Origin of the sequence: Pseudonocardia benzenivorans CB1190, assembly GCF_000196675.2 — a bacterium.
In the GTDB taxonomy this organism is placed as follows: Bacteria; Actinomycetota; Actinomycetes; order Mycobacteriales; family Pseudonocardiaceae; genus Pseudonocardia; species Pseudonocardia benzenivorans.
In genome coordinates, this window is record NC_015312.1 from 4,764,482 (window position 1) to 4,785,852 (window position 21,371).

Here is a 21,371-nt window from a genome sequence, read left to right on the forward strand (position 1 = left end):
GACGACCCCACACCGGATGCGGTCCGGACGAGACGACGAGGAGCATGCCGACATGGCCGAGGAGAACGTACGCGTCGAACTGACCATCCCGGTCCCCGCGGCGAGGGTGTTCGCCGTGCTGGCCGATCCGGCCGCGCACTGCGCCATCGACGGCACCGGCTGGGTCGAGGCCGCGATCGACCCGGCGCCGCTGACCGGGGCCGGACAGGTCTTCCGAATCAGGATGTACCACCCGAACCACCCGGACGGGCACTACCAGATGGCCAACCGGGTCGAGGTGTTCACCCAGGACCGCGCGATCGGCTGGCGGCCGGGGCAGGAGAACCAGCGCGGCGAGCTGGAGTTCGGTGGCTGGACGTGGCGCTACGACCTCACGCCGGCCGGTCCGTCCGAGACCCGGGTGACGCTGACCTACGACTGGTCGGCCGTCCCGCAGCACATCCGGGAGTACATCGCGTTCCCGCCGTTCGCCCCCGACCATCTCGCCAACTCTCTCCGCCATCTCGGCGAGCTCGCCGAACCGGCGCGGCAGGGCTGAGGCCGCGCCGACCCGCCGCCCCGGCCGGCCCGGCCGCGGCGACCGGGCGGCGCGCAGGTTGCGACCGGCGTGTTTTGTCCGGTGCCACGACAACGATCGGCGGGATGACGATAGTCCACCGCGCCGGGTGGCTCCCCGACCGGAGGACGCCGCGGGCCGGGGCGCCGCCCGGCCGCGGCACGTGGTCAGCCCGCCGCCGCGGGCACCGCCACGCGAGGAACCAGCCACCGGGCCACCTGCTCGACGAGCGCGTCTGCGTCCTCGAGCCGGCAGTGTCCCCCGACGTACATGTCCGGGCGGACCAGGATGGCCCGGGCCTCCCCCTCGGCGATCGCGTAGCGCTGGGCGAGCTCCCCCAGTTGGTCCGGGATCAGGTGGTCCTCGTCGAAGTCCGCGCTGCGGTCGGCCGAGACCAGGACCGACGAGACCCCGTCGCCGAACGCCTCCCGCATCAGCGCGGCCACGCGGGCGGCCCGCTGCGCGTCGCCCGCGTCCCCCGGCCGGGGCACGAGCAGCAGGGTGAACCCGCAGTGCCGGAACAGGTCGAAGAGCCGTTTGCGCGGCTGGACCACCAGCTGGGCGTCGGGTGCGCGGTCGCCCGCCGCCGGACCCGGCACCGGTTCGACGGGTGGGCCGCTGACGGTGTCGCGGTAGTTGTGGGACAGCCCGGAGATCAGCTCGACGGTGCGCTGCTGCCAACCCGGCTCCCGGGTCAGCGCGATCCGGTCCGCGAGCCCCTGGCCGAACGCCATCACGATGTCGTGGGTCGACCTGGCGCCCGCGGTGATCTGGGCACCGATCGGCCGGCGCTCGGCCTCGTAGGTGTCCAGCAGGGACTCCGGCGCGGCGCCGTCGACGACCGCGGCGAGCTTCCACCCGAGGTTGAACGCGTCCTGCATGCAGCCGTTCATGCCCTGGCCGCCGGCCGGGGAGTGCACGTGGGAGGCGTCGCCGCAGAGGAAGACCCGGCCCGCGCGGTAGCTGGTGGCGGCGCTGTTGAGGATCTCCCACTGGGTCGCCCACTGCGGGTCGCCGATCCGCATCCCGATGCCGATCTCGTCCGCGACCGCCTGGAAGGAGCCGCGCGGGTCGTCGGCCCGGGTCATGGCCCCGGCGTCCGACAGATAGACCCGCCACAGGCGGCCGGGCAGCTTCGTGACCAGCATGAACAGCGACTCGCCGATGAAGTAGTTCACCCACGCGTCGTCGTGGGCGAAGTCCGAGATCTCGACGTCCATCATCGCCATGACCCCGACCCGGTCACCGACGAAGTCGATACCGACCCGGTCCCGCACCCGGCTGTGCGCACCATCGCTGCCGATCACCCAGGCGCTGCGGTGCGTCCGCACCTCGCCGGAGGCCCTGTCCACCACCGACAGCGTGACGCCGTCAGCGTCCTGTTCGAGGTCGATGAACTCCTGGCCGTACTCGGGGCGGATCCCGTAGTGCGCGCACAGGTGCTCACGCAGCACCTGCTCGAAGTCGTTCTGGTTGATCTTGTAGTAGAAGGGGTAGCGCGTCGGGAGGCCGCGGAAGTCGGTCCGCGGCTTGTCCTCCTCGCTCATTCCCTGGAAGTGGTAGACGTTCCCGGGACAGGGCAGCGCGACCTCCTCGATGCGATGGGCGACGCCGATGTGCTCGAACATCTCCATCGTGCGCGCATGCAGGGTGAAGGCCCGTGTGGTGTGCGACGGGCCGGGCCGCTTGTCGAACAGGCGGAGCGACACGCCCCGCCGAGCGAGCTCGTGGGCGGCGATCAGCCCGACGGGGCCGGCTCCGACGATGGCCACGTCGTTGTGGTCGGGCATGGGAGTTCCTTCCGTCGCTGTGGTGATGTCGGTGGGGTCAGGCCGGCAGCGGGACCTGCCAGGCGTCGTAGCCGTAGATCTCGTCGCTGTTCGGACCCGAGGCCGAACCGCGGAGGAACTCGTTGCCGCGGGAGCCGCCCTGCACCGCGCTCGTGCGGGGGCGGCGGACCTCGGCGTACCGGCGCAGCGCGGGCCCCACCTCCGCGCGGGACGCGCCGTCGAGGCACCGGGCGAGCACCACGGCGTCCTCGACGGCCATGCCCACCCCCTGCGCCATGAACGACAACATCGGGTGGCAGGCGTCGCCCAGCAGGGCCACCCGGCCCTCGCCCCACGCCTGCAGCGGATCCCGGTCGTAGAGCGCGGTGCGCATGAGCGAGGAGGCGGCCGCGACCACCCGCCGGGCGGGTTCGGCGAATCCGGACAGCGCGTCGAGCAGGTCGGTGACCCGGCCTTCGGCGGTCCAGGACTCCTCGGTCCAGGTCTCGTTCGGGACCGGAGCGACGAAGTTCAGCTCACGGCCGCCGGAGACCCAGTAGTGGACGAGGTGGCGGTCCTCGCCCCACCACTTCGCCGACACCGGTGGGACGTCGGGCACGCGGTCGCGCGGGACGATCCCGCGGTAGGCGACGAGGCCCGAGGAGCGCGGGTTCGTCCGGCCGAAGAGGCTCTCGCGGATCTGCGAGTGGATGCCGTCGGCACCCATCACGACGTCCGCGGTGACGGCGTCGCCGCCGGCGAACCGGACGGCCACGTCGTTCTCGGTCTGCTCGACGCCGACGGCGCGGTGCCCGATGTGGACGTCCCCGACGGCGTCGAGCAACACCTCGTGCAGGTCACCGCGGTGTACATGCAGGTACGGCGCCCCGAACTCGTGCTCGACCTCGCCGCCCAGGGGGACGCGCAGCGACAGCACGGCGTCGGCGGCGTCGACGCTGCACCAGGCCTCGGGCCGGCACGCGATCGCCGCCACCCGCTCCGCCAACCCCAGACCGCGCAGTGCCCCGGTCGCGTTGGGCGCCAGCTGCAGGCCGGCCCCCACCCTGGTCAGGGCCCGCGCCTGCTCGTGCACCTGCACCTGCGCACCGATGCCGCGGAGAGCGACGGCGGTGGCCAGCCCCCCGATGCCAGCCCCGACCACCACCACGCGCAGCGGAGACTCCGTCGTCACCCCGCGAACCTCCCGACCGTCGAGGCCTGCGGGAACGCGGCCAGTGCTCGTTCTGCCTGGCGCCGGCCGGCACGTTCAGCGGGCCCGACGAGGTCCGCTCCGAGCAGCGCGACGCCACCGCCGTCCAACGCACCACCCAGGTCGCCGCGCTCCGGTGTCAGGATCCGGACCGTGCAGCCCAGGCCGCGCAGGATCCGGACCTCCCTGGTCAGCGCGTCCGTGAAGAGCGGCGCCAGCACGAGGACCTCTGCTCCGGGGGCGTCGATCCGGCTGGCGGCGACGTCCGCGTTCGTCGTCGAACGGACACCGCCGTCGACGTGAGGCCGGCCCCCGATGCGCACCGGCGGGGCGAGGCCGGGGGCCGCGGTCGACGCGGCGACGGCGGCACCCAGCGGAATCCCGTCGTCGGCCGACCAGACGCTGATCCGCTTGTCCGGCAACGCGACGGCCGTGACCCGCAGCGTCTTCGGCCACTCACCGGACGGGAGCCACCGGGCCCACAGCGCGGCCGCGGCGTCGGCATCGATGGCCGTGTCCGTGCCCGTGGCCGTGCCCGTGCCCGTGTCGGTGTCCGTGTCGACGGTGCCGGCGGCCGGTCCGCGGCGTCCGGCGTGCCACGCCGCGCGGTCGGCGATCGCCGCCGTCGCCTCGTCGAGGTCCGCCCCGGCGCCGAGCCAGGCGCCGACGACCGATCCGGCCGAGGTGCCGACGATCTGCGTCACGTCCCGGAGGGACATCCCGGCCGTGAGGCCGGAGACCGCCCCGCTGAGCCAGGCGGCCCCGACCGGTCCGCCGGCACCGAGGACCAGGGTGTGAACGACGATCCCCGTCATGCGGGCACGTCCCCCTGCCGCGCGCGCTCGAGCAGGGTCGCCAGCACCACGGCGTCGACCGGCACCGGGTTCGGCGTGTGCGCCACCGACCCGGCCACGTCGCGCACCACCCGGTCGTCCGCGCCGAGCCGCGCCAGATCCGTCGGCACGCCCGAGCGACGGGCCAGCTCCCACAGACCGACCGCCGGGTCCGGTCCGAGGAACGGTGCGACCCGCGCGGTCCAGTCGGGCCCGGCGGGACCGTTGAGGGCCACGACGTGCGGGAGCACCACGGCGTGCGTGTCGGCGTGCGGCAGGTTCAGCCGCCCGCCCAGCTCGTGACAGATCCGGTGCTGCAGACCGGTACCGGCACGGCCGAGTGCCGTCCCTGCCAGGAACGCCGCGTACTGCAGTCCGGAGCGGGCCTGCACGTCCGCGGGATCGTCGACCAGTGCCGGCAGGCTCGCGGCGGCCGTGCGCAGCGCGTCGACCGCCAGCGCGGAGGTGAGCGGGTCCCGGTGCGGCGCCCAGAGGGCGGCGAAGCAGTGCGCCATCGCGTTGAAGGCGCTGGGACCGGTCACCTCGGGTGGGAGGCCGAGGGTCAGCTCCGGGTCGTAGACGACGACGGCGGGCCGGACCCGTTCGTCGCTGCCGGTGCGTTTGCGCCGGCCGCCGGTCATTCCGTAGACCGGGGTGAGCTCCGAGCCCGCGTAGGTCGTCGGCACGGCGAGGATCGGGAGCCCGGTGTCGAGCGCGATGGCCTTGGCCAGCCCCGTGGCCGCGCCGCCACCCAGGCTGACCAGACCGTCGACGCCCGCGGCCACGGCGGCGGCGTGTGCCCGTTCGGCCAGGGCGATCGGCACGTGCTGGGCGACCTCGTCCCAGTGCAACGCGAGCCTGCCGGCCACCGCGGCGGCCAGCACCTCGCCACCGGGGGCCCGCGGGTCCGCGATCAGCATGACCCGGCGCAGGCCCAGCCGATCCACCTCGGCGCCCACCTCGGTGATCCGGCCCGGTCCGAACACCACGCGGACCGGCCGCGCCTCGTAGTCGAAGGGATCGATGCGCACGCCGCTCGCACCGGCGGCCGTGGGCGGCGTCGTGATCATCGGCGTCGTGATCCCCGGCGTCGTGGTCATCGGCGTCGTGGTCATCGGCGTCGTGGTCATCGCAGCGCCTCCTTCAGCAGCATCAGCATCGATTCGGGATCGGCCTGGCCGGCCAGGTCCCGCCGCCGGGCGAGGCGGTCGACCAACGCGTCCGCGTCGACGGTCGGGCACAGTGCGCCGAGGTCGACCGGCAGCCCCAGCGCCTCGGCGAAGTCGTGGAGCGCGGCCGCGCCGGGGAGCCCGGCGAGGTCGGCCTCCGCGCCGCGCTGCGGGACCAGGCAGGCCATCAAGGCGCCGTGATCGAGCCGGTGTGCGGCCCCGAGGTCCTCCGCGACCAACTGGGCCGGGCCGGGACCGGCCGCCTCCAGGGCCCTCCCCGCGAGCGCCGCGCCCTCCTTTGCCCCGACGCGCAGATCGAGCTCGGCCGGGTCGCGGACCAGCCGCGGAAGGGTCTCCCAGAGCAACCGCAGCCCCGCGGCCGCCTCCGCGCGCCCCGCCAGGCTCGGCCCGGCCAGCACCTCGACGCAGGCGCCGACGGCACTCATGCCGCTCGACGCGAGCACCCGCGCCGGTACGCCCGCGAGCAGGTCCGGGTCACGCACGACGGCTCGCGCGGCTGCCGTCGGGGAACTCCCGCCCTCCTTGCCCGCAGCGGTGGTCACGAGGTAGCGCGACGTGAGCTCGGCACCGGAGAGCGTCGCGGGCACGGCGATGCGGGGAAGCCGCAGCGCCAGCGCCACGATCTTCGCGTACCCGGCCGCCGACCCGCCCCCGATCCCGACGACCGAGTCGGCGTGCACCTCCTGAGCGGACGCCACCGCGAGGTTCGCCTCCCACGCGGGCACGTGCGCCACGGCATCGCTGAAGGTGCCGACGCAGCGGCGGCCGAGCAACCTCCGCACCCGCTCGGCCACCGGGGCCATCCCCGGACCGACCACCAGGAGCGAGGTGCGCACGCCGAGACGATCGACGAGGTCGGGCAGCTGCCCCAGCGAGCCGGGCCCCGAGGCGAGCGGCGGGGCGGAGCGGCACCGGTCGTCGTCTCCGGGCATGGGAGTCCTTCGCGTCCGCGGCCCCCGAGGGCGCCGGTGTAGTCGGTCCGGTTCGAGCCGGTCGCTCGACCGGTGCGGAATCAGGCGCGCGGGCCCTCGCCGCCGTGGCCGTCCGGGTTGTAGTGCAGCTGGTAACGCTCGTAGCGCTCCGCGCCGATCGCGGCCAGCGCCGCCGGGACCGGGGCCGGGTCCTGGAGGAAGGGCTCCTCCTCGTCGCACGCGTGCTGCCAGGTGGCGAACTCGAGCGCGATGTGGTTGACCGGGTCCTCGAAGTAGATCGAGTGGCAGAAGCCGTGGTCGAGCTCGCTCTTGATCTTGACGCCGTTCTCCTCCAGGAGCCGCTTGGCCTTCTGCAGCTCGGCCTCGGAGGGGACCGTGATGGCGAGGTGGTTGCCCGCCCCGAGCAGCGAGTTGTCGGCCGGCACCTCGACGTCGGCGAACTCGAAGAACGCGATCGTGTCCTGCTCGCTGATCCGGAAGAAGTAGTGCCGGCTGCCGCCGAGGTTGCCCGGCACCGCACCCGGGAACGGGTCCGGGTTCGGGAGCTGCAACGTCACGACCACCGGAAAGCCGAGGAGACCGTTATAGAACTTGACGGTCTCCTCCATGTTGTTTGTGACGAAAGCCATGTGGTGACAACCAGTCGTTCGGACGCCCATGTCATCTCTCCTGTTCGTCGCCCCGACGAGCCAGACGGCCGTCGTATGACGGCGCTCACGTTAACGTGATCTTGTTTCCACGTCAATGACTTTCTCGGATCCGTCGCGGCCGCCCGGTCCACGGGCCGCCGACAGGCATGATCGTGTTCGCCGGACGGCGACCGAAGGAGCGAGAGCGTGACGTAAGGTGAGAGGACGCATTTTCGTCACGAGGGGAGGTCCGGTGTCGACGCCGACGTGCCGCGTCTGCGGCCGCCCGCTGTCGGTCGGCGAGCAGGGCCGTCCGCCGCAGTACTGCTCCGCGGCCTGCCGGCAGAAGGCCTACCGCGCCCGGCGCCGACAGCCGGTCAGGAAGAGCGAACAGAACCGCCGGGTCCGACGGCCCGTCCCGGCGCCGGAGATCGTCGAGAAGGACGTCCCGCACCTGGAGCGCCGGGAGCTGCTGGCCTGGCGCGGTGTCCTGGAGGTGCAGACGGCGATCCTGCCGATCCTGGAGACGGAGCTGCGTGAGCGCACCGGGCTCACCCTGAGCGAGTTCGACGTGCTGTACCAGCTGTGGCGGATGCCGGACAAGCAACGCCGGATGGTCGACCTGGCCCGGGCCGTGCTCGTCACCCCGGGCGGGGTGACCCGGATCGTCGCCCGCCTCGAGGAGCGTGGCCTGGTCCGCCGGGTCTCCTCGGCCGGCCGCCAGGCCGTCGTCACGCGGCTGACCCCGCGCGGGGAACGTGAGCTGGGCGCCGCGATGGACGTGCACTTCGACGGGGTCCGACGGGTGTTCGTGCGGCACCTCGACGACGCCGACCTCGACCGGCTGATCGACCTCTGGGCCCGGATCCGGAACGCCTCCCCCACACCCACCGACCAGCCCGCACCGTCGGGCGCGACCGACGAGAGCACGTGACCCGCCGCGGGAACGGACCCGGACACCGCAGCTGCGACGGCCCACCCGCCGCTGCCCGTGCACGAACCCGGCCGCAACCTCACTGCTCGTTTCGGCGCGACCAGCAGCAGTGAGGTTGCGCGCTGAATCCCGGCGACCGGCGACCGACGGGTGGGCCGCCGCGGGGACAACGCGCGACGCCGTCCGCGCACCACGTACCTGCGTTGCCGCAGCACGGCGTGGCAGGGACACGTCACAGCCGAGCCGCATGGGCGGGCGAGCGCGGCGCCGCTGCGATCCGATCGATGTCCGCGTCCAGCCGCGCGCCGGGTCGCGACCGCCCGCGCTTCGGCCGAACACGGACCGCACCAGCCGCCGTGTCGGGGCGACCGTCCCCAGCGCCGTAATGCGCGTCCGGGCGACTCCGCACCCCTGCCCCCGAGATCGCATCCTCGATAAATTCAACGTGCGTTGACTTCAACGCCTGTTGAGTTCTAACCTGGCGATCCGACACCGGTGGCGAGGCGGACGGGCGAGGCCGGCCGACCCCTCCGGCGGTCGGGGGTGCCGGCGCGACGGGCCGGTTCACCGAGCCGAGCGGCCGCCGGGGCGCGGCCGCCGCACCGAGGAGCGACACATGAGCGTGTTGGACGTCGATCCCGTACCCGCGACGAAAGGCGCACCCACCCCGTGGGCGCAGGTTGCGGCGGTCGTCGTGCTGTTGACGGTGGCCGTCGGCGTCCTGCTGACCGCGTTCGGACTACCCGCGGTCCGGTCCTCCGTGCACGCGGTCCCGATCGCCCTCGCCGGACCGAGTGTGGCGACCGATCGGATCGCCGCCGCGCTGGAGGAGCGCCGGCCCGGCGCGTTCGAGACCCTCGCCGTTCCCGACACCGCTGCCGCCGAGGCCGCGATCGTCGACCGTGAGGTCTACGGCGCGATCGACGTGAGCGGCGGCCGACCCGAGGTCGTCGTCGCGACCGCGGCGAGCCCGGCGGTCGCGCAGACGTTGCAGGCGCTGGCGGCCGGCCTCGCGGCACCCGGTGAGGCGACCGCGCCGTCGGCGACGGTTCGCGAGCTCGTCCCGCTGCCGGCCGCCGACCCACGCGGGATCGGGCTCGCCGCGGGATCGTTGCCACTGGTCATCGGCGGTGTGCTCGCCGCCGTGGTGCTCACCCTGCGGGTCCGGGGGGCCGCCCGCCGCCTGGTCGGCGCGCTGGCGTTCGCGATGACCGGTGGGTTGGCACTGGTCGCGATCCTGCAGTTCTGGTTCGGCTCGCTCGGCGGGGACTACTGGACCAACGCCGGTGCGGTGGCACTCTCGGTCGCCGCGACCGCACTGATCCTGCTCGGCCTGGAAGCAGTAATGGGCCTGCCCGGGATCGGCCTGGGCGCGGCTGTGCTGCTGCTGGTCGGCAACCCGCTCTCCGGCAGCGCCTCGGCCCCGGAGATGCTCCCCGGCTGGTCCGGCACCCTCGGCCGGCTGCTGCCGCCGGGCGCAGGCGCGAGCCTGCTCCGGTCGACGGCCTTCTTCGACGGCGCGGGCGCCACGCAACCGGTGCTGGTACTGCTGGCCTGGTTCGGCCTCGGACTGGTCCTCTTCGCCGTGGGTGCCGTGCGATCCGGCCGGGCACGACTGACCGTCGCCCGCCGCGAGAGCACGGTGACCGCCGCTCCGGTCTGACGTCCCTCCGCGCCGTGCCGACACCCGGGCGACCTCGGCACCGTCACACCCACGATGCAGAATCAGGCCTTTGGGGTCGGCCACCACCGGTCTCGATCACGGCCCGACCGACGGCGGACGAACCGCCTGACCGTCCACCCGGGACCAGAACGCCGTCAGGGCGCGAGCCGCCGGGTCCGGGTGCGTCACCGGCCACCAGCGCCCGACCTCGGCGAGCTCCGCGATCTCGGCACCGGCCGCCGCGGCCGCGGACCGGTGCTGCGCAGGCGTGCCGCTGGCGTGCCCGACGTCCGCGCGAGCGACCAGGGCCAGACCGGGCCGCTGCCGCGCCTCGGCGAGGTCGCGGCCCGCGTCGGCCATGACGGGCTGGACCGCTGATCGCAGGAGCGAGAGCACCGCCCGTCCCATGCCGTCGTCCATGCCGGCGGCCACGCGTTCCGCGGCCGCGCCGGTCATCCCGAGCGCGCGGACGACCTCCAGCCGCTGCGCGAGCGTGCCGCCGAAGAGCTCCTTCACCGAGGCCTCGCCCGCCCCTTCCTGTTGCCACACCTGGGCCCGCGCGTGCCAGACGTAGTCCGGGTCGAAGAGGCCGAGTGCATCCGACGCCCAACTGCGGATCAGATCGGGGCGCGTCATCGCGATCTGGACGACGTGCGCGCCACCCCAGTCGTGACCGACGAGATCGACGGGCTCCCGGAACTGCTCCAGCCGCGCGGCGAGCCAGTCACGGTACCCCTCGACCGTGGCGGAGAAGTCGTCCGACGCAGGCACCCCGAATCCGGGCGGGGACAGCGCCACCGCGTCGTCCCGACCGAGCGCGGCGATCAGCGGTCCCCACACGCCGGCGCTCTCGGGATTGCCGTGCACGAGTACCAGAGGAACGGACATGACCACTCCTTACTTGCGTGTATGTATGCAAGTAAATGTAGCAGTGGTAGACGCCGGAGACCACCGCCGGAAGCTACGGCGTGACCGCGAACGCCCCGCGGACCGAGCGCGCCGCCTCCTGGATGAGGGCAGGGACGTCGCGGACCGGAGGTTCGGCGATGAGTTGCAGCCCTGTCCCCCGGACCAGGCCGACGATCAGCACGGCGGCGGCGGCCGGGTTCGCGTCGGGTCGGACGGACCCGTCGGCGACGCCCTGGCGGACCACGTCCGCCAGCAGCTGCCGGAAGTCGGCGTCCCGGCGGGCGAACAGCGGAGCCAGCACGGGGTCGGCCGCGATCGCCTCGCCCCACAGTTGCAGGAACGCGCGCGCCGAGGGTGTCCGCCGCACGACGTTGCGCAGGTACGCCTCGATGATCCGCACCAGGTGGTCCAGGCCGTCTCCCTGGTAGCCGGGGATGTCGAACCGCTGCGCCTGGTCGACCACGGCTTCCAACAGCCGTTCCCGGCTGCCGAAATGGTGGTAGACGATGCCGCGGCTGTACCCGGCGGCTTCCCCGACCTCGGCGAGCGTGACGGCTCGGGACCCGCTGCGCGCGATGAGCGCCATCGCCGCGTCCAGCACGCGCCGTTCGGTCTCGGCCCGCCGTTGCTCCTGCGTCCGCCTGGCCGGCCGATCGGTCATGCGTCGTCCCCCCGGCCGGCCTCGCTGTCGACGAGATGTGCCACGGCGTCCTCCCGCAGGTGCCCCGCCATCCGACCTCGATGCCATTGGTCGCCGAGAGGACCGACGCGGGGCGTGATCATGGAACCAGCGGGGACCAGGCCTCTGAGCAGGGGAGAAGCTCCTCCGACTGGACTCGAACCAGTAACCCTGCGATTAACAGTCGCATGCTCTGCCAATTGAGCTACGGAGGACCGCTTGTGTCGCCGAGGCCGTGCCTCACCGACGTGCAGAACTCTAGCGCACCCGTTCGGACGCACCGTCCCGGGGGGCTGCCCCCGCCAGCACGCCTGACGACCTGCACTGGGGCAGGATGGGGTCATCACGGGCGACCTGCGGAGGCGACATGCTGAAGTTGTTGTTGGGTGCGGCCGTCGGTTACGTGTTGGGCGCGCGGGCCGGCCACGAGCGGTACGAGCAGTTGGTGCGCGCGTACCAGCGCGTCACCGACCATCCTGCGGTGCAGGGCGCGGCGGGGGTGGTGCGGGCGCGCGTCGACGAGGCGGTCAACGGGCGCAGGCACGCCGACGCGTCGAGCAACGGCCGCGGTCACTGATTCTGCGCCGACGATCGCGACGGCGGCCGGCCCGGGACAGCTCCCGCGGCCCGGTCGTCGTCAGGATCGCTTGTGCGCCACCGCGAACAGCCTGCGGAACGGGAACCAGGTCGAGCCGTCGGCATTGGCGGGGTACGCCTCGCGCAGCCGCGGGGCGAGCTCGGCGCGGAAGTCGTCGTAGCCCGCAGGGTCGAGCGCGTCGCGGACGGGGCGCAGCGCGGTCGCGGTGATCCAGGTGAGGACGGGGTCCTCGCCGGTGAGCCGCTGCAGGTAGGTGGTCTCCCAGACGTCCACGTCGACACCGGGGCGGCCGATCAGCTCGGCGTACTCGGCGGGCTCCCCCACGGCGAGCGTGTCGCGGACGGTGATGCCGCGGGCGGCGGCGAGCTCGCGGACCAACACGTGCGACGGCGCGCCGAAGTTGCCCGGGACCTGCATCGCGAACCATGCGCCGGGCGCGAGCGCGTCGATCCAGCGCGGGAGCAGCTCGCGGTGCGTCGGCACCCACTGCAGGACGGCGTTGGTGACGACGACGTCGACATCCGGCCCGGGCGACCAGGACTCGACGGCGGTCAACGAGGCGTCGATCCCGCGCTCGCGGGCCGCGGCGACCATGTCGGGTGAGGAGTCGAGGGCCTCCACGACGGCGTCGGGCCACCGCCGGACCAGCACCTCGGTCAGGTGCCCGGGCCCGCACCCCAGATCGACGACCCGGCGCGGCGACTCGGCGCGCACCCGCGCGACGAGGTCGAAGAACGGGCGCGAGCGCGCGTCGTCGAACGTCAGGTAGAGCGTCGGGTCCCAGGTCGTGCCGGTCATCCCTGCCGCGCCTTCCGCGCCACCTCGAGGGCGAGTCGACGCACGAGATCGGGGTCCGTACCCGGGTCGGCACGGACCTGGAGGACGGTGCCGTCGGCACCGGGGACCTTGCGCTGCAGGAACCACGCGCCGCCACCGGGCAGGTCGCGGTGATGTCGCGACGTGATCGAACCCGTGACACGCTCGTGCACCAGCTGCGGGACCTTGCCGGGGTCCTCGAGCCGCAGCCTGCGCGGCGGCAGGTCGGTGAGCAGCACGACGCCGTCCTCGACCGTCTCGGTCGCCTCGGTGACGACGAGCGCTCCCCCGCCCCAGACCGCCTTGCTGACCAGGTGCCAGCCGATGCGGCGAGGGGCGTCGCCGGGCAGCCAGAGCCCCCACGACGTCACGACGACATGGCTGCCGCCGACGATCGGGGCGACCGCGAGGACCCGCTCCTCGGGTTCGAGGGTGGCGTCGAAGCCCGCGGGCAACTCACCCCGGCCGGTGACGATCTGGGTGATGCGGCTCACCAGACCCATCAGACAGCGGCTCCCATCGCCTTGTCGCGCAACGCTATCCGGTACTGCTCGAGCGGGACGAGATCGCCGAAGAGCTGGTGGTAGGCGTCGGCCTCCTCGACCGGGTTGGTGCGCTGCAGCCGCGCCTTGAGCTCGGCGATCTGCGCCTCGACCAGCGCCAGCCGCACCCCGGCCACGACGCTGGCGACGTAGCGCGCCTCGTCGGTGAGCCCGTTGCCGTTGCTGCTCGCGCGGGCGGTCTTGCGCGGCAGCTGCATCGGCTCGACGGCCAGCTCGTGGACGAGGCCGCGGAACTCGGGGGCGCACTCGGCGCCGACGGCCTCGATCCAGGCGGGCCCGGACAACCCGGCGCAGACGCCGCCCGCGGCGGCGATCGCGCGGTGCACGCCCGCGAACGCGGGATGGCTGAAGGCGGCCTCGGGCAGCTCGTCGTAGGCGGGTCCCGCGATCGCGGGCTCCTGCAGCGCGGCCTTGACGGCCTCGCGCTGCAGGTGCAGCCGCGGGTCGTCCTTGGGCGGGGCCCCGACGGGCGGCGCGGACCGCCGGCCGCGGACCGGCTCGGCAGGCGCCCCCGCCGTCTCGCGGACCCGGCGGACCACCATCGCGATGTCGTCCCAGCTGGTCCACCCCGCGAGGCGGCGCGCGTACTCGTCGCGCAGGTCCTCCCGACGGATCCGGGCGACGAGCGGGACACAGCGCTGCAGCGCCGCGACGCGGCCCTCGGCGGTGTCAAGGTCGTGCTCGCGCAGCATCGAGCGGATCGCGAACTCGAACAGCGGCTCCCGGCGCGCGACGAGGTCGCGCACGGCGGTGTCGCCGCCGGACTGCCGCAGCTCGCAGGGGTCCTGCCCGTCGGGTGCGATGGAGACGAACGTCTGCGCGGCGAAGCTCTGGTCGCCCTCGAACGCCTTGAGCGCGGCGGCCTGGCCCGCGGCGTCGCCGTCGAAGGTGTAGATCACCTCGCCGAGGTCGAAGCTGTCGTCGCCGATCAGCCTGCGGATCACCGACACGTGCTCGGCGCCGAAGGCCGTCCCACAGGACGCGACGGCCGTCGGGACACCGGCGAGGTGCATGGCCATCACGTCGGTGTAGCCCTCGACGACGACGACCTGCCGGCGCCTCGCGATCTCGCGTTTGGCCAGGTCGAGCCCGAACAGGACGTGGGTCTTGCGGTAGACGGGCGTCTCGGTCGTGTTGAGGTACTTGGCCTCGATGCCGTCGTCGTCGAAGAGCCGCCGCGCGCCGAAGCCGACGACGTCGCCCCCGAGGTCGCGGATCGGCCACAGCAGCCTGCGGTGGAACCGGTCGATCGGGCCCCGCCTGCCCTCCTTGGACAGCCCCGCCTTCATCAGCTCGTCGAGGCCGAACCCAGCGGCGAGCAGGTGCTTGGTGAGCAGGTCCCAGCCCGCCGGGGCGTAGCCGCAGCCGAAGGTGGCCGCCGCGGCCGAGTCGAACCCGCGGGCGGTGAGGAACTGCAGCGCGGGCGCGGCCTCGGGAGTCCGCAGCTGCTCGGCGTAGAACTCGGCGGCCCTGCGGTTGGCCTCGAGCAGCCGGGTACGGGTGCCGCGGTCGCGCTGGACGGAGCTGCCGCCGCCCTCGTAGTTCAGCCGCACGCCGACCTTCTCGGCGAGCCGCTCGACGGCCTCGACGAACCCGACGACCTCGATCTTCATGACGAAGTCGATGACGCTGCCGCCCTCGCCGCACCCGAAGCAGTGGAACGTGCCGTGGGTGGGCCGGACGTTGAACGACGGGGTCTTCTCGTCGTGGAAGGGGCACAGACCCTTCAGCGACCCGGCGCCGGCGCGGCGCAGTGCGACGTACTCGCCGATGACCTCGTCGATCCGGGCGCGGTCGCGGACCTCGGCGATGTCGCTGTCCCGGATCCGCCCTGCCACGGGCACGAGTCTAGGCCGACCGTGTGGGACGTGGCCGCACGGCTCAGGTCGCGAGGACCAGGCAGAACGGATGGCCGACCGGGTCGAGGTAGACACGGAAGGACGTACCGGGCTGCACGTCGGCCTTGACGGCGCCGATGCCGAGGACGAAATCCTCACCGGCGTCGAGGTCGGGGACGTCGAAGTCGACGTGCACCTGCTGGGGATGCTCCTGGGAGGGCCAGCGGGGCGGGCGGTAGCCGTCGACCCGCTGGCAGGCGATCGTGACGGGACCGTCGGCGACGAGCTCGCGCCAGTCCTCGTCGGAGTCGCCCTCGCTCACGGGCCAGCCGGTGAGCGCGGAGTAGAAGCCGATGAGGGCGTCGGCATCGGGGCAGTCGAGCGCGACGACGGACAGACGTGGGCGCGGGTGCGGGGCGGTCACCGTCTCGACGGTAGTCGGGCGGGCGCCGGTTCGTCCTGGTCGAGGAACCACGGGACGCAGGTCATGACGACGAACAGCAGGATCGCGGCGGAGACGGCGACCGAGTCGAGGACGGTGTGCACCATGACTCCACCGTGCGCCGGGAGACCGTGGCGCGGCTGCGGGCGGGCTGGGAGGGGGCTGAGAAACCGCGAGGGATCGCAGAAGCCGGCTCTCAGACTGCGAGGGGCCGCGTCACCTGCTCGACGACCTCGGGTGACCTGCGCGGCTGCGGGATCATCGGCTGCGGGGTCATCGGCCCCGCCGCGTCGAGGGCGTCGGCCGGGACGGCCCCGCGGTCGGCGTAGAGCGGCAGCGCGGCCATCGCCAGCAGCACGAGGATGCCGGCGCCACCGGCGAGGACGGTCAGGACGTCCGACACGATGCTCATACCCGGTCATCCCCCGCCGACCTGCCGCCGTTACGCCGATCGGCGCAATCCTCGGCGTGTCGTCGGTGCGTCATTCGGTCGAGTGAGTGTGCGGCCGCCCCTGCGCGCGCAGGAACTCCTCGAAGGTGCCGACGCCGTCGGCGTGCTGCGGGGTGGTGTGCGCACCGCTGCGGAAACCGCGCCCGATGCCGCCCGGCAGCCGCAGCCCGACGACGCGCCGCCGCGTCCCGGTCGCCGTGAGCCAGGCCCTCGCGAGGTCGGCCATCTCGCGCACCTGGGGGCCGCCGAGGTCGGTGGCCCGGCCCGCGGGCGGCGCGGTCGCGAGCTCGGCCAGGCGGGCGGCGACGTCGTCGACGGCGATCGGCTGGAACGGCGTGTGCGCGAGCACCGGCAGGACGCCCGTCCTCGACCCGGCCGCGAAGATCGTCGCGAGCAGGTCGTGGAACTGCGTGGCCCGCAGGATCGTCCAGGGCAGGGCGCTGCCGGTGATCACGCGCTCCGCCGCCAGCTTCGCCTTGTAGTAGGGCAGCGGCACGTCCTCGATCCCGACGATCGACACGTACACCAGGTGCGGCCGGCCCGCGCGGGTGGCGGCGTCGACGAGGGTGCGGGTCGTGTCCGCGTCGCCCTTCGGCGCGGTCGCACAGTGCACGACGACGTCGGCGCCGCGCACGGCGTCGTCGATCCCGGCGCCGGTGCGCAGGTCGCCGACGACGCGGCCGGGCCCCGCGGTGCGGCTGAGCACCCGTGGCGCGAGGCCCTCGGCGCGCAGCCGCTCGACGAGGGCGCGGCCCAGTGTTCCGGTGCCTCCGGTGACGAGGAGGTCCATCGTGGTTCCCTTCTCTCGGTCGGTCACCGTGGGGACGGGGTGGCGCCCGCGGTCGTGACGGCAGGGCGGTGTGACGCTCGTCGCTCCCGTAGCGTCGGGGTGGTGACCGTCGACGTCGACACCTTCGAGTCGCACCGCGCCCACCTGCTCCGCGTCGGTTACCGCATCACCGGCAGCCGCTCCGACGCCGAGGACGCCGTCCAGGAGGCGTGGCTGCGCTTCGCGGCCCAGGACCCCGCCACGATCGACGAGCCGCGCGCCTGGCTGACGACCGTCGTCGGTCGGCTGTGCCTGGACAGGCTGCGGTCGGCCGCGGCGCGCCGGGAGCGCTACGTCGGACCCTGGCTGCCCGAGCCGCTGGTCACCACGCCCGCCGACGACGACCCGCTCGCGGAGGTCGTGCGGGACGAGGGGGTGCGCATGGCGGCGATGGTCGTCCTCGAACGGCTCACGCCGCCGCAGCGGGTCGCGCTCGTCCTGCACGAGGCGCTGGACCTGCCGTTCGCCCGCATCGCCGAGGTCCTCGACTGCTCGGAGGCCACCGCGCGCCAGCACGCGAGCCGGGCACGGCGCGTCGTCGCCGAGGCCGACGTCCCGCCGCCCGCGTCGAGCGCCGAACAGCTGGCGGTCCTCCAGGCCTTCGCCGATGCGCTGGCCAGGGCCGACACCGACGGCATCGTCGCGTTGCTGCATCCGGACGTCGTGCTGCTGGCCGACAGCGACGGCCGGGTGTCCGCGGCGCGCCGGCCCATCGTCGGACCCGCCGACGTCGCCCGGCTGTTCCTGGGCCTGCTGCGCAAGTACGGCGACGGTCTGTTGGCGGACTGGGAGCCGATCCTCGTCAACGGCGAGCCGGGCGTGCGGACCCCGGCGGTCGGCACGGCACCGGCGTCGGTCGCAGTGCTCTCCGTCACAGACGGCCGGATCCGCGCGATGTATCAGGTGGTCAACCCGGACAAACTCTGAGCACCGTCGCGGCCCGGCGGACACCGCCGTGTCGGTCCCGGATCCGGGGCCGCCCGCACCCCAGGATTCGCGGGTGCGAACGGTACGTGCGTGGCGACGGTGGGTCCCGGTTCTGGCGGCAGTGGCCGCCCTCTCGACAACGGTCTCGGGGTGTGCCGCGTTGCGGACCACCCCGTTCGAACTGCCCGGCGCTGCCGCGCCCGGTGCTCCTGCCGCACCGGGTGCGCCCGTCGCGCCCGCCGCCACCGGTGACGCCGCCACGGCGCTCGCCGCCCTGCCCGTCAAGGGCCGCGCGCCCAAGACCGGCTACACCCGCGACAAGTTCGGCGCCGCCTGGACCGACGTCGACCACAACGGCTGCGACCAACGCAACGACGTCCTCGCCCGGGACATGACGGGCGAGACCTTCAAGCCGGGCACCCACGACTGCGTCGTGCTGACCGGGTCGCTGCACGACCCCTACACCGGCAAGAACATCTCCTTCGTGCGCGGCCAGGGCACCAGCGAGGCCGTAGATCGACCACGTCGTCGCGCTGTCGGACGCCTGGCAGAAGGGCGCCCAGCAGCTCGATCCCGCGACCCGCACCCTGCTGGGCAACGACCCGCTCAACCTCCTCGCCGTCGACGGGCCGACGAACCAGTCCAAGGGCGACGGCGACGCCGCCACCTGGCTGCCGCCGACGAAGTCCTACCGCTGCGACTACGTCGCCCGGCAGGTCGCGGTGAAGCAGAAGTACGGGCTGTGGGTCACCGCGGCCGAGCGGGACGCGATCGCCGGCGTCCTGGCCGGCTGTCCCGGCGAGCCGCTCCCGCCGGACAGCACGATCCGCCGCTGATCCCGCCGTCGCGTCCCGCCGCGAGCGGCGGCCCGGGACTCCCCGGCCCGGCTCGCCGCCGCCGCCCGGCCCGCAACGGTCCGGCCCGGCCCGCCCGCCCGGCTCGTGAGCGGCGATGGTGGCGATGGCGACTATCGCCGCTCACGGAGCTCGCAGGCCGCGGCGAAGCCCTGGTCGGTGATCCCCAGGGCATGGTTGCTGCGGGCGCGCATGTTCTCCAGGGCGATCGCGTGCGTCAGCTCGACGACACCCGCGCGGCCGAAGGCCCGCTCCAGCTCGGCGACCTGGTCGTCGGTGACGGTCGTCGGCGTGGCGGTCATGGCGTCGGCGTAGCCGATCGCGAGCCGCTCGGCCGCGGAGTAGAGCGGATCGGTGGCGTAGGAGTCGATGTGGCGCAACCGGTTGGTGTCCAGGCCCTGCAGCCGCTGCAGCATCGTCCCGAAGTCGACGCACCACGAGCAGCCGACCTGCGTCGCCGTCCGGTAGACGGCGAGCTCGCGCACCGGAGCGGGCAGCACCGTCGCCGCCTTCTCGTAGGCCAGCTCCGACACCAGCCCGGCCCAGAACAGCTTCGGGTGGTGGCGGGCCACGGCGAACGGTTCGGGAACCTCGCCGAAGCGGCGCCGCGCCATCCGGTAGACCAGCCGTCCGACCGGGCCGGCGTCCTGCTCGGCCACCGCGGGGATTCGTGCCATCGTTCGCCTCCGTCGTCTCGTCCGTCGAGGGGACGCCTTCTGGACGGGACGGGACCGCGGTTCGTGACAGCGCGCCTCAGAGCCGGCGCAGCCGCGCGTGCCAGGACAGCGCCTGCTGGTCGGTGAGCATCGCGATCTGGTCGACGACGACGCGCAGCCGCGCCGGGTCGTCGGACGCGGCCGCCCAGTCCTCGGCGCGGACCGGGTCGAGGCTCCCCGGTGCGCCCGCCAGCAGCGACGCGGCGAGCTCGGCGAGCAGCTCGCGCTGGCGGGCCTGCATCGCCAACCGCGCCGGGTCCTTCATGACGTAGCGGACGGCGACCGCCTTGAGCAGCGCGACCTCGGCGGCGGCCCCGGCGGGCACGACGAGGTCGGCCGTGTAGCGGGTGAGCGCCGCGTCGGGGTCGGGCTGGGCGTCGAGCGTGGCGTCGGTGGCCGCGCGGACGAACCGTCCGACGAGCTCGCTGGTGAGCACCTTGAGCGCGACGTGCGCGCGCGCCGGTGCCGACGGCCCGTGGAACCCGCGGACGCCGTCGACCGCGGGCAGCGCCAGCAGCTGGTCGGCGGCCCGTTGCAGCGCATCGGGATCCGCCCCGAAGTTCGCGACGGCCAGCGCCGCGAGGGCGTCGCGCTCGTCGGTATCGGCCAGTGCGGCGAGGTCGATGCGGCCGGCGAGGATGCCGTCCTCGACGTCGTGCACCGAGTAGGCGACGTCGTCGGACCAGTCCATGATCTGCGCCTCGATGCAGCGCCGCCGCGGCGGTGCGCCGTCGCGGACCCAGTCGAGCACCGCGCGGTCGGCCTCGTACGCGCCGTACTTGCGCACCCCCGGCCCGCCCACCCACGGATACTTCGCCGCGGCGTCGAGGGCGGCCCGGGTCAGGTTGAGCCCGCCCGCGTGGTCGCCGTGGCCGACCTTGGGCTCGAGCCGGGTGAGGATCCGCAGGGTCTGGGCGTTGCCCTCGAACCCGCCGCACGCCCGCGCGATCTCGTCGAGCGCGCGTTCGCCGTTGTGCCCGAAGGGTGGGTGCCCGATGTCGTGGGCGAGCCCGGCGGTGTCGACGACGTCGGGGTCGGCGCCCAGCTCCTCGGCGATCCCCCGGCCGATCTGGGCGACCTCGAGCGAGTGCGTCAGCCGGGTGCGCGGGATGCCGGTGATCTCCGCGCCCTCCCCGGGTCCGACGACCTGCGTCTTGCCCGCGAGCCTGCGCAGCGCCGCGGAGTGCAGCACGCGGGCCCGGTCGCGGGCGAACGGGCTGCGCCGCTCGGGCCGGCCGCCGGCCGCGGTCTTCGGTTCCTCGGGCAGCATCCGGGCGCGGGCATGCTCGTCGTAGCCCCGGTCGGTCGGCACGGCGAGATCGGAGGGGCCGCTCATCCCAGGCCGGTGTCCTCGGTGTCGGCGGGCGCCTTGGTGATCCGGTAGAACAGCAGCGCCCCCGTCTCGCGGACGATGTAGCGGGCCTGCGTCTCGCGGCTCTGCACCACCGGGCCGCTGCGCGTCGGCGACGTCCAGGCGTCGAGCCCGGAGTCCTCGGCCATCGTGCGCGCCCGCAGCGAGTGCCACGGGTCGCTGACCAGGATCGCGGTGTGCCAGCCGCCGGTGCGGGCCACCGCGGCGACGGCCTGCAGGCTGGCCAGGGTGTCCGACCCCTCCCCCACCGCGACCACGGCCGCCGCCGGCACGCCCTTGGCGAGCAGGTAGCGCCTGCCCGCGGACGCCTCGGTGTACTCGTCGCCCGCCCGGTTGCCGCCGACGGTCACGATTCGCGGCGCGAGACCCTGCCGGTACAGCGCCGCGGCGTGGTCGAGGCGGGCGGCGAAGATCGGGCTGGGGTTGCCGTCGTACTGGGCGGCGCCGAGGACGATGACGGCGTCGGCCGGGGTGTCGTGGTCGGTGCGCGCGGTCTCCCAGACCCGGAACGCGGTACCGACGACGATGATCACCGCCACCAGCACCCCGCCGAGCACGATGCGCAACGGCCAGCGCATCCGGCTGCGGGCCGGGGGCTCCTGCGGCCGCGGCCCGGGCTGCAGGTGGCGCGGCCGGGCACCGGAGCGGGTCGGGGGCACTC

23 protein-coding genes, 1 tRNA gene and 1 pseudogene are annotated in these 21,371 nt (G+C 74.0%); 6 read left to right on the forward strand and 19 right to left on the reverse strand.

Features of this window, described 5'->3' with window-relative positions; genetic code table 11:
• Positions 1-52 precede the first annotated feature (52 nt).
• Positions 53-538, forward strand: a complete 486-nt coding sequence (locus PSED_RS22310) for an SRPBCC family protein (RefSeq protein WP_013676505.1) — start codon at positions 53-55, stop codon at positions 536-538.
• Between the two features lie 185 nt (positions 539-723).
• On the opposite strand, the gene PSED_RS22315 is transcribed toward PSED_RS22310, so the two are convergent.
• From PSED_RS22315 to PSED_RS22340, 6 genes are all read right to left on the reverse strand, one after another.
• Positions 724-2,346 (reverse strand): FAD-dependent oxidoreductase, encoded by a 1,623-nt coding sequence (locus PSED_RS22315; RefSeq protein ID WP_013676506.1) that lies wholly within the window; start codon positions 2,344-2,346, stop codon positions 724-726.
• 37 nt (positions 2,347-2,383) lie between these two features.
• On the reverse strand, positions 2,384-3,517 hold the full coding sequence (locus tag PSED_RS22320; RefSeq protein WP_013676507.1) for an FAD-dependent monooxygenase: 1,134 nt from the start codon (positions 3,515-3,517) through the stop codon (positions 2,384-2,386).
• Positions 3,514-4,350, reverse strand: a complete 837-nt coding sequence (locus PSED_RS22325; protein ID WP_013676508.1) for a patatin-like phospholipase family protein — start codon at positions 4,348-4,350, stop codon at positions 3,514-3,516. Before PSED_RS22325 ends, PSED_RS22320 begins: the two co-directional genes overlap by 4 nt.
• Positions 4,347-5,498: a maleylacetate reductase gene (locus PSED_RS22330; protein ID WP_013676509.1), complete on the reverse strand. Its 1,152-nt coding sequence runs from the start codon at positions 5,496-5,498 to the stop codon at positions 4,347-4,349. Before PSED_RS22330 ends, PSED_RS22325 begins: the two co-directional genes overlap by 4 nt.
• Positions 5,495-6,490 carry an iron-containing alcohol dehydrogenase gene (locus PSED_RS22335; protein WP_013676510.1) on the reverse strand — a complete coding sequence of 332 codons (996 nt, stop codon included), beginning with the start codon at positions 6,488-6,490 and terminating at the stop codon, positions 5,495-5,497. Before PSED_RS22335 ends, PSED_RS22330 begins: the two co-directional genes overlap by 4 nt.
• Before the next feature lie 80 nt (positions 6,491-6,570).
• Positions 6,571-7,119 (reverse strand): VOC family protein, encoded by a 549-nt coding sequence (locus PSED_RS22340; RefSeq protein WP_158511338.1) that lies wholly within the window; start codon positions 7,117-7,119, stop codon positions 6,571-6,573.
• Positions 7,120-7,372: 253 nt separating this feature from the next.
• On the opposite strand from PSED_RS22340, the gene PSED_RS22345 reads away from it, so the two are divergent.
• Both PSED_RS22345 and PSED_RS22350 read left to right on the forward strand, forming a co-directional pair.
• Positions 7,373-8,053 (forward strand): MarR family winged helix-turn-helix transcriptional regulator, encoded by a 681-nt coding sequence (locus PSED_RS22345; protein ID WP_013676512.1) that lies wholly within the window; start codon positions 7,373-7,375, stop codon positions 8,051-8,053.
• Between the two features lie 616 nt (positions 8,054-8,669).
• On the forward strand, positions 8,670-9,716 hold the full coding sequence (locus PSED_RS22350; protein ID WP_013676513.1) for a ribonuclease E domain-containing protein: 1,047 nt from the start codon (positions 8,670-8,672) through the stop codon (positions 9,714-9,716).
• Between the two features lie 96 nt (positions 9,717-9,812).
• Here the strand turns inward: PSED_RS22350 and PSED_RS22355 are convergent, their stop codons facing one another.
• The 3 genes from PSED_RS22355 to PSED_RS22365 all read right to left on the reverse strand — a co-directional run bounded on the left by PSED_RS22355 (position 9,813) and on the right by PSED_RS22365 (position 11,519).
• The gene (locus PSED_RS22355; RefSeq protein WP_013676514.1) at positions 9,813-10,604 is read right to left on the reverse strand and encodes an alpha/beta hydrolase; all 792 of its coding nucleotides are present in this window, start codon (positions 10,602-10,604) and stop codon (positions 9,813-9,815) included.
• A 73-nt stretch (positions 10,605-10,677) separates the two neighbouring features.
• On the reverse strand, positions 10,678-11,286 hold the full coding sequence (locus tag PSED_RS22360) for a TetR/AcrR family transcriptional regulator (RefSeq protein WP_013676515.1): 609 nt from the start codon (positions 11,284-11,286) through the stop codon (positions 10,678-10,680).
• 160 nt (positions 11,287-11,446) lie between these two features.
• Positions 11,447-11,519: transfer RNA gene (locus tag PSED_RS22365), tRNA-Asn, on the reverse strand.
• 152 nt (positions 11,520-11,671) lie between these two features.
• On the opposite strand from PSED_RS22365, the gene PSED_RS22370 reads away from it, so the two are divergent.
• Complete coding sequence (locus PSED_RS22370; protein WP_013676516.1) at positions 11,672-11,881, forward strand: hypothetical protein; 210 nt, start codon at positions 11,672-11,674, stop codon at positions 11,879-11,881.
• 60 nt (positions 11,882-11,941) lie between these two features.
• Here PSED_RS22370 and PSED_RS22375 read toward each other — a convergent pair whose 3' ends face one another.
• From PSED_RS22375 to PSED_RS22400, 7 genes are all read right to left on the reverse strand, one after another.
• A complete protein-coding gene (locus PSED_RS22375) occupies positions 11,942-12,700 on the reverse strand; it encodes a trans-aconitate 2-methyltransferase (RefSeq protein WP_013676517.1) in 759 nt (252 codons plus the stop codon).
• The gene (locus tag PSED_RS22380; protein ID WP_013676518.1) at positions 12,697-13,221 is read right to left on the reverse strand and encodes a hypothetical protein; all 525 of its coding nucleotides are present in this window, start codon (positions 13,219-13,221) and stop codon (positions 12,697-12,699) included. The genes PSED_RS22375 and PSED_RS22380 overlap by 4 nt, the downstream gene beginning before the upstream one ends.
• Positions 13,221-15,119, reverse strand: a complete 1,899-nt coding sequence (gene dnaG, locus PSED_RS22385; RefSeq protein ID WP_041759958.1) for a DNA primase — start codon at positions 15,117-15,119, stop codon at positions 13,221-13,223. The genes PSED_RS22380 and dnaG overlap by 1 nt, the downstream gene beginning before the upstream one ends.
• Positions 15,120-15,162: 43 nt before the next feature.
• Positions 15,163-15,543: a VOC family protein gene (locus PSED_RS22390; RefSeq protein ID WP_013676520.1), complete on the reverse strand. Its 381-nt coding sequence runs from the start codon at positions 15,541-15,543 to the stop codon at positions 15,163-15,165.
• Entirely contained in the window at positions 15,540-15,668 is a 129-nt protein-coding gene (locus PSED_RS35360) for a hypothetical protein (protein WP_013676521.1), read from the reverse strand. The genes PSED_RS22390 and PSED_RS35360 overlap by 4 nt, the downstream gene beginning before the upstream one ends.
• An 89-nt stretch (positions 15,669-15,757) precedes the next feature.
• Positions 15,758-15,973, reverse strand: coding sequence for a hypothetical protein (locus tag PSED_RS22395; protein WP_013676522.1), 216 nt, complete (start codon positions 15,971-15,973; stop codon positions 15,758-15,760).
• A 70-nt stretch (positions 15,974-16,043) separates the two neighbouring features.
• On the reverse strand, positions 16,044-16,802 hold the full coding sequence (locus tag PSED_RS22400; RefSeq protein WP_013676523.1) for an SDR family oxidoreductase: 759 nt from the start codon (positions 16,800-16,802) through the stop codon (positions 16,044-16,046).
• A gap of 102 nt (positions 16,803-16,904) precedes the next feature.
• On the opposite strand from PSED_RS22400, the gene sigJ reads away from it, so the two are divergent.
• Together sigJ and PSED_RS35715 are read left to right on the forward strand one after the other, a co-directional pair.
• Complete coding sequence (sigJ, locus tag PSED_RS22405) at positions 16,905-17,768, forward strand: RNA polymerase sigma factor SigJ (protein WP_013676524.1); 864 nt, start codon at positions 16,905-16,907, stop codon at positions 17,766-17,768.
• Positions 17,769-18,301: 533 nt separating this feature from the next.
• Positions 18,302-18,487: pseudogene (locus tag PSED_RS35715) on the forward strand (HNH endonuclease family protein); the annotation flags it as partial.
• Positions 18,488-18,735: 248 nt separating this feature from the next.
• Here the strand turns inward: PSED_RS35715 and PSED_RS22410 are convergent.
• From PSED_RS22410 to PSED_RS22420, 3 genes are all read right to left on the reverse strand, one after another.
• Positions 18,736-19,299: a carboxymuconolactone decarboxylase family protein gene (locus tag PSED_RS22410; RefSeq protein WP_013676525.1), complete on the reverse strand. Its 564-nt coding sequence runs from the start codon at positions 19,297-19,299 to the stop codon at positions 18,736-18,738.
• A gap of 76 nt (positions 19,300-19,375) precedes the next feature.
• On the reverse strand, positions 19,376-20,674 hold the full coding sequence (locus PSED_RS22415) for a deoxyguanosinetriphosphate triphosphohydrolase (RefSeq protein ID WP_013676526.1): 1,299 nt from the start codon (positions 20,672-20,674) through the stop codon (positions 19,376-19,378).
• Positions 20,671-21,288 (reverse strand): YdcF family protein, encoded by a 618-nt coding sequence (locus PSED_RS22420; protein ID WP_013676527.1) that lies wholly within the window; start codon positions 21,286-21,288, stop codon positions 20,671-20,673. The genes PSED_RS22415 and PSED_RS22420 overlap by 4 nt, the downstream gene beginning before the upstream one ends.
• Between the last annotated feature and the right edge of the window lie 83 nt (positions 21,289-21,371).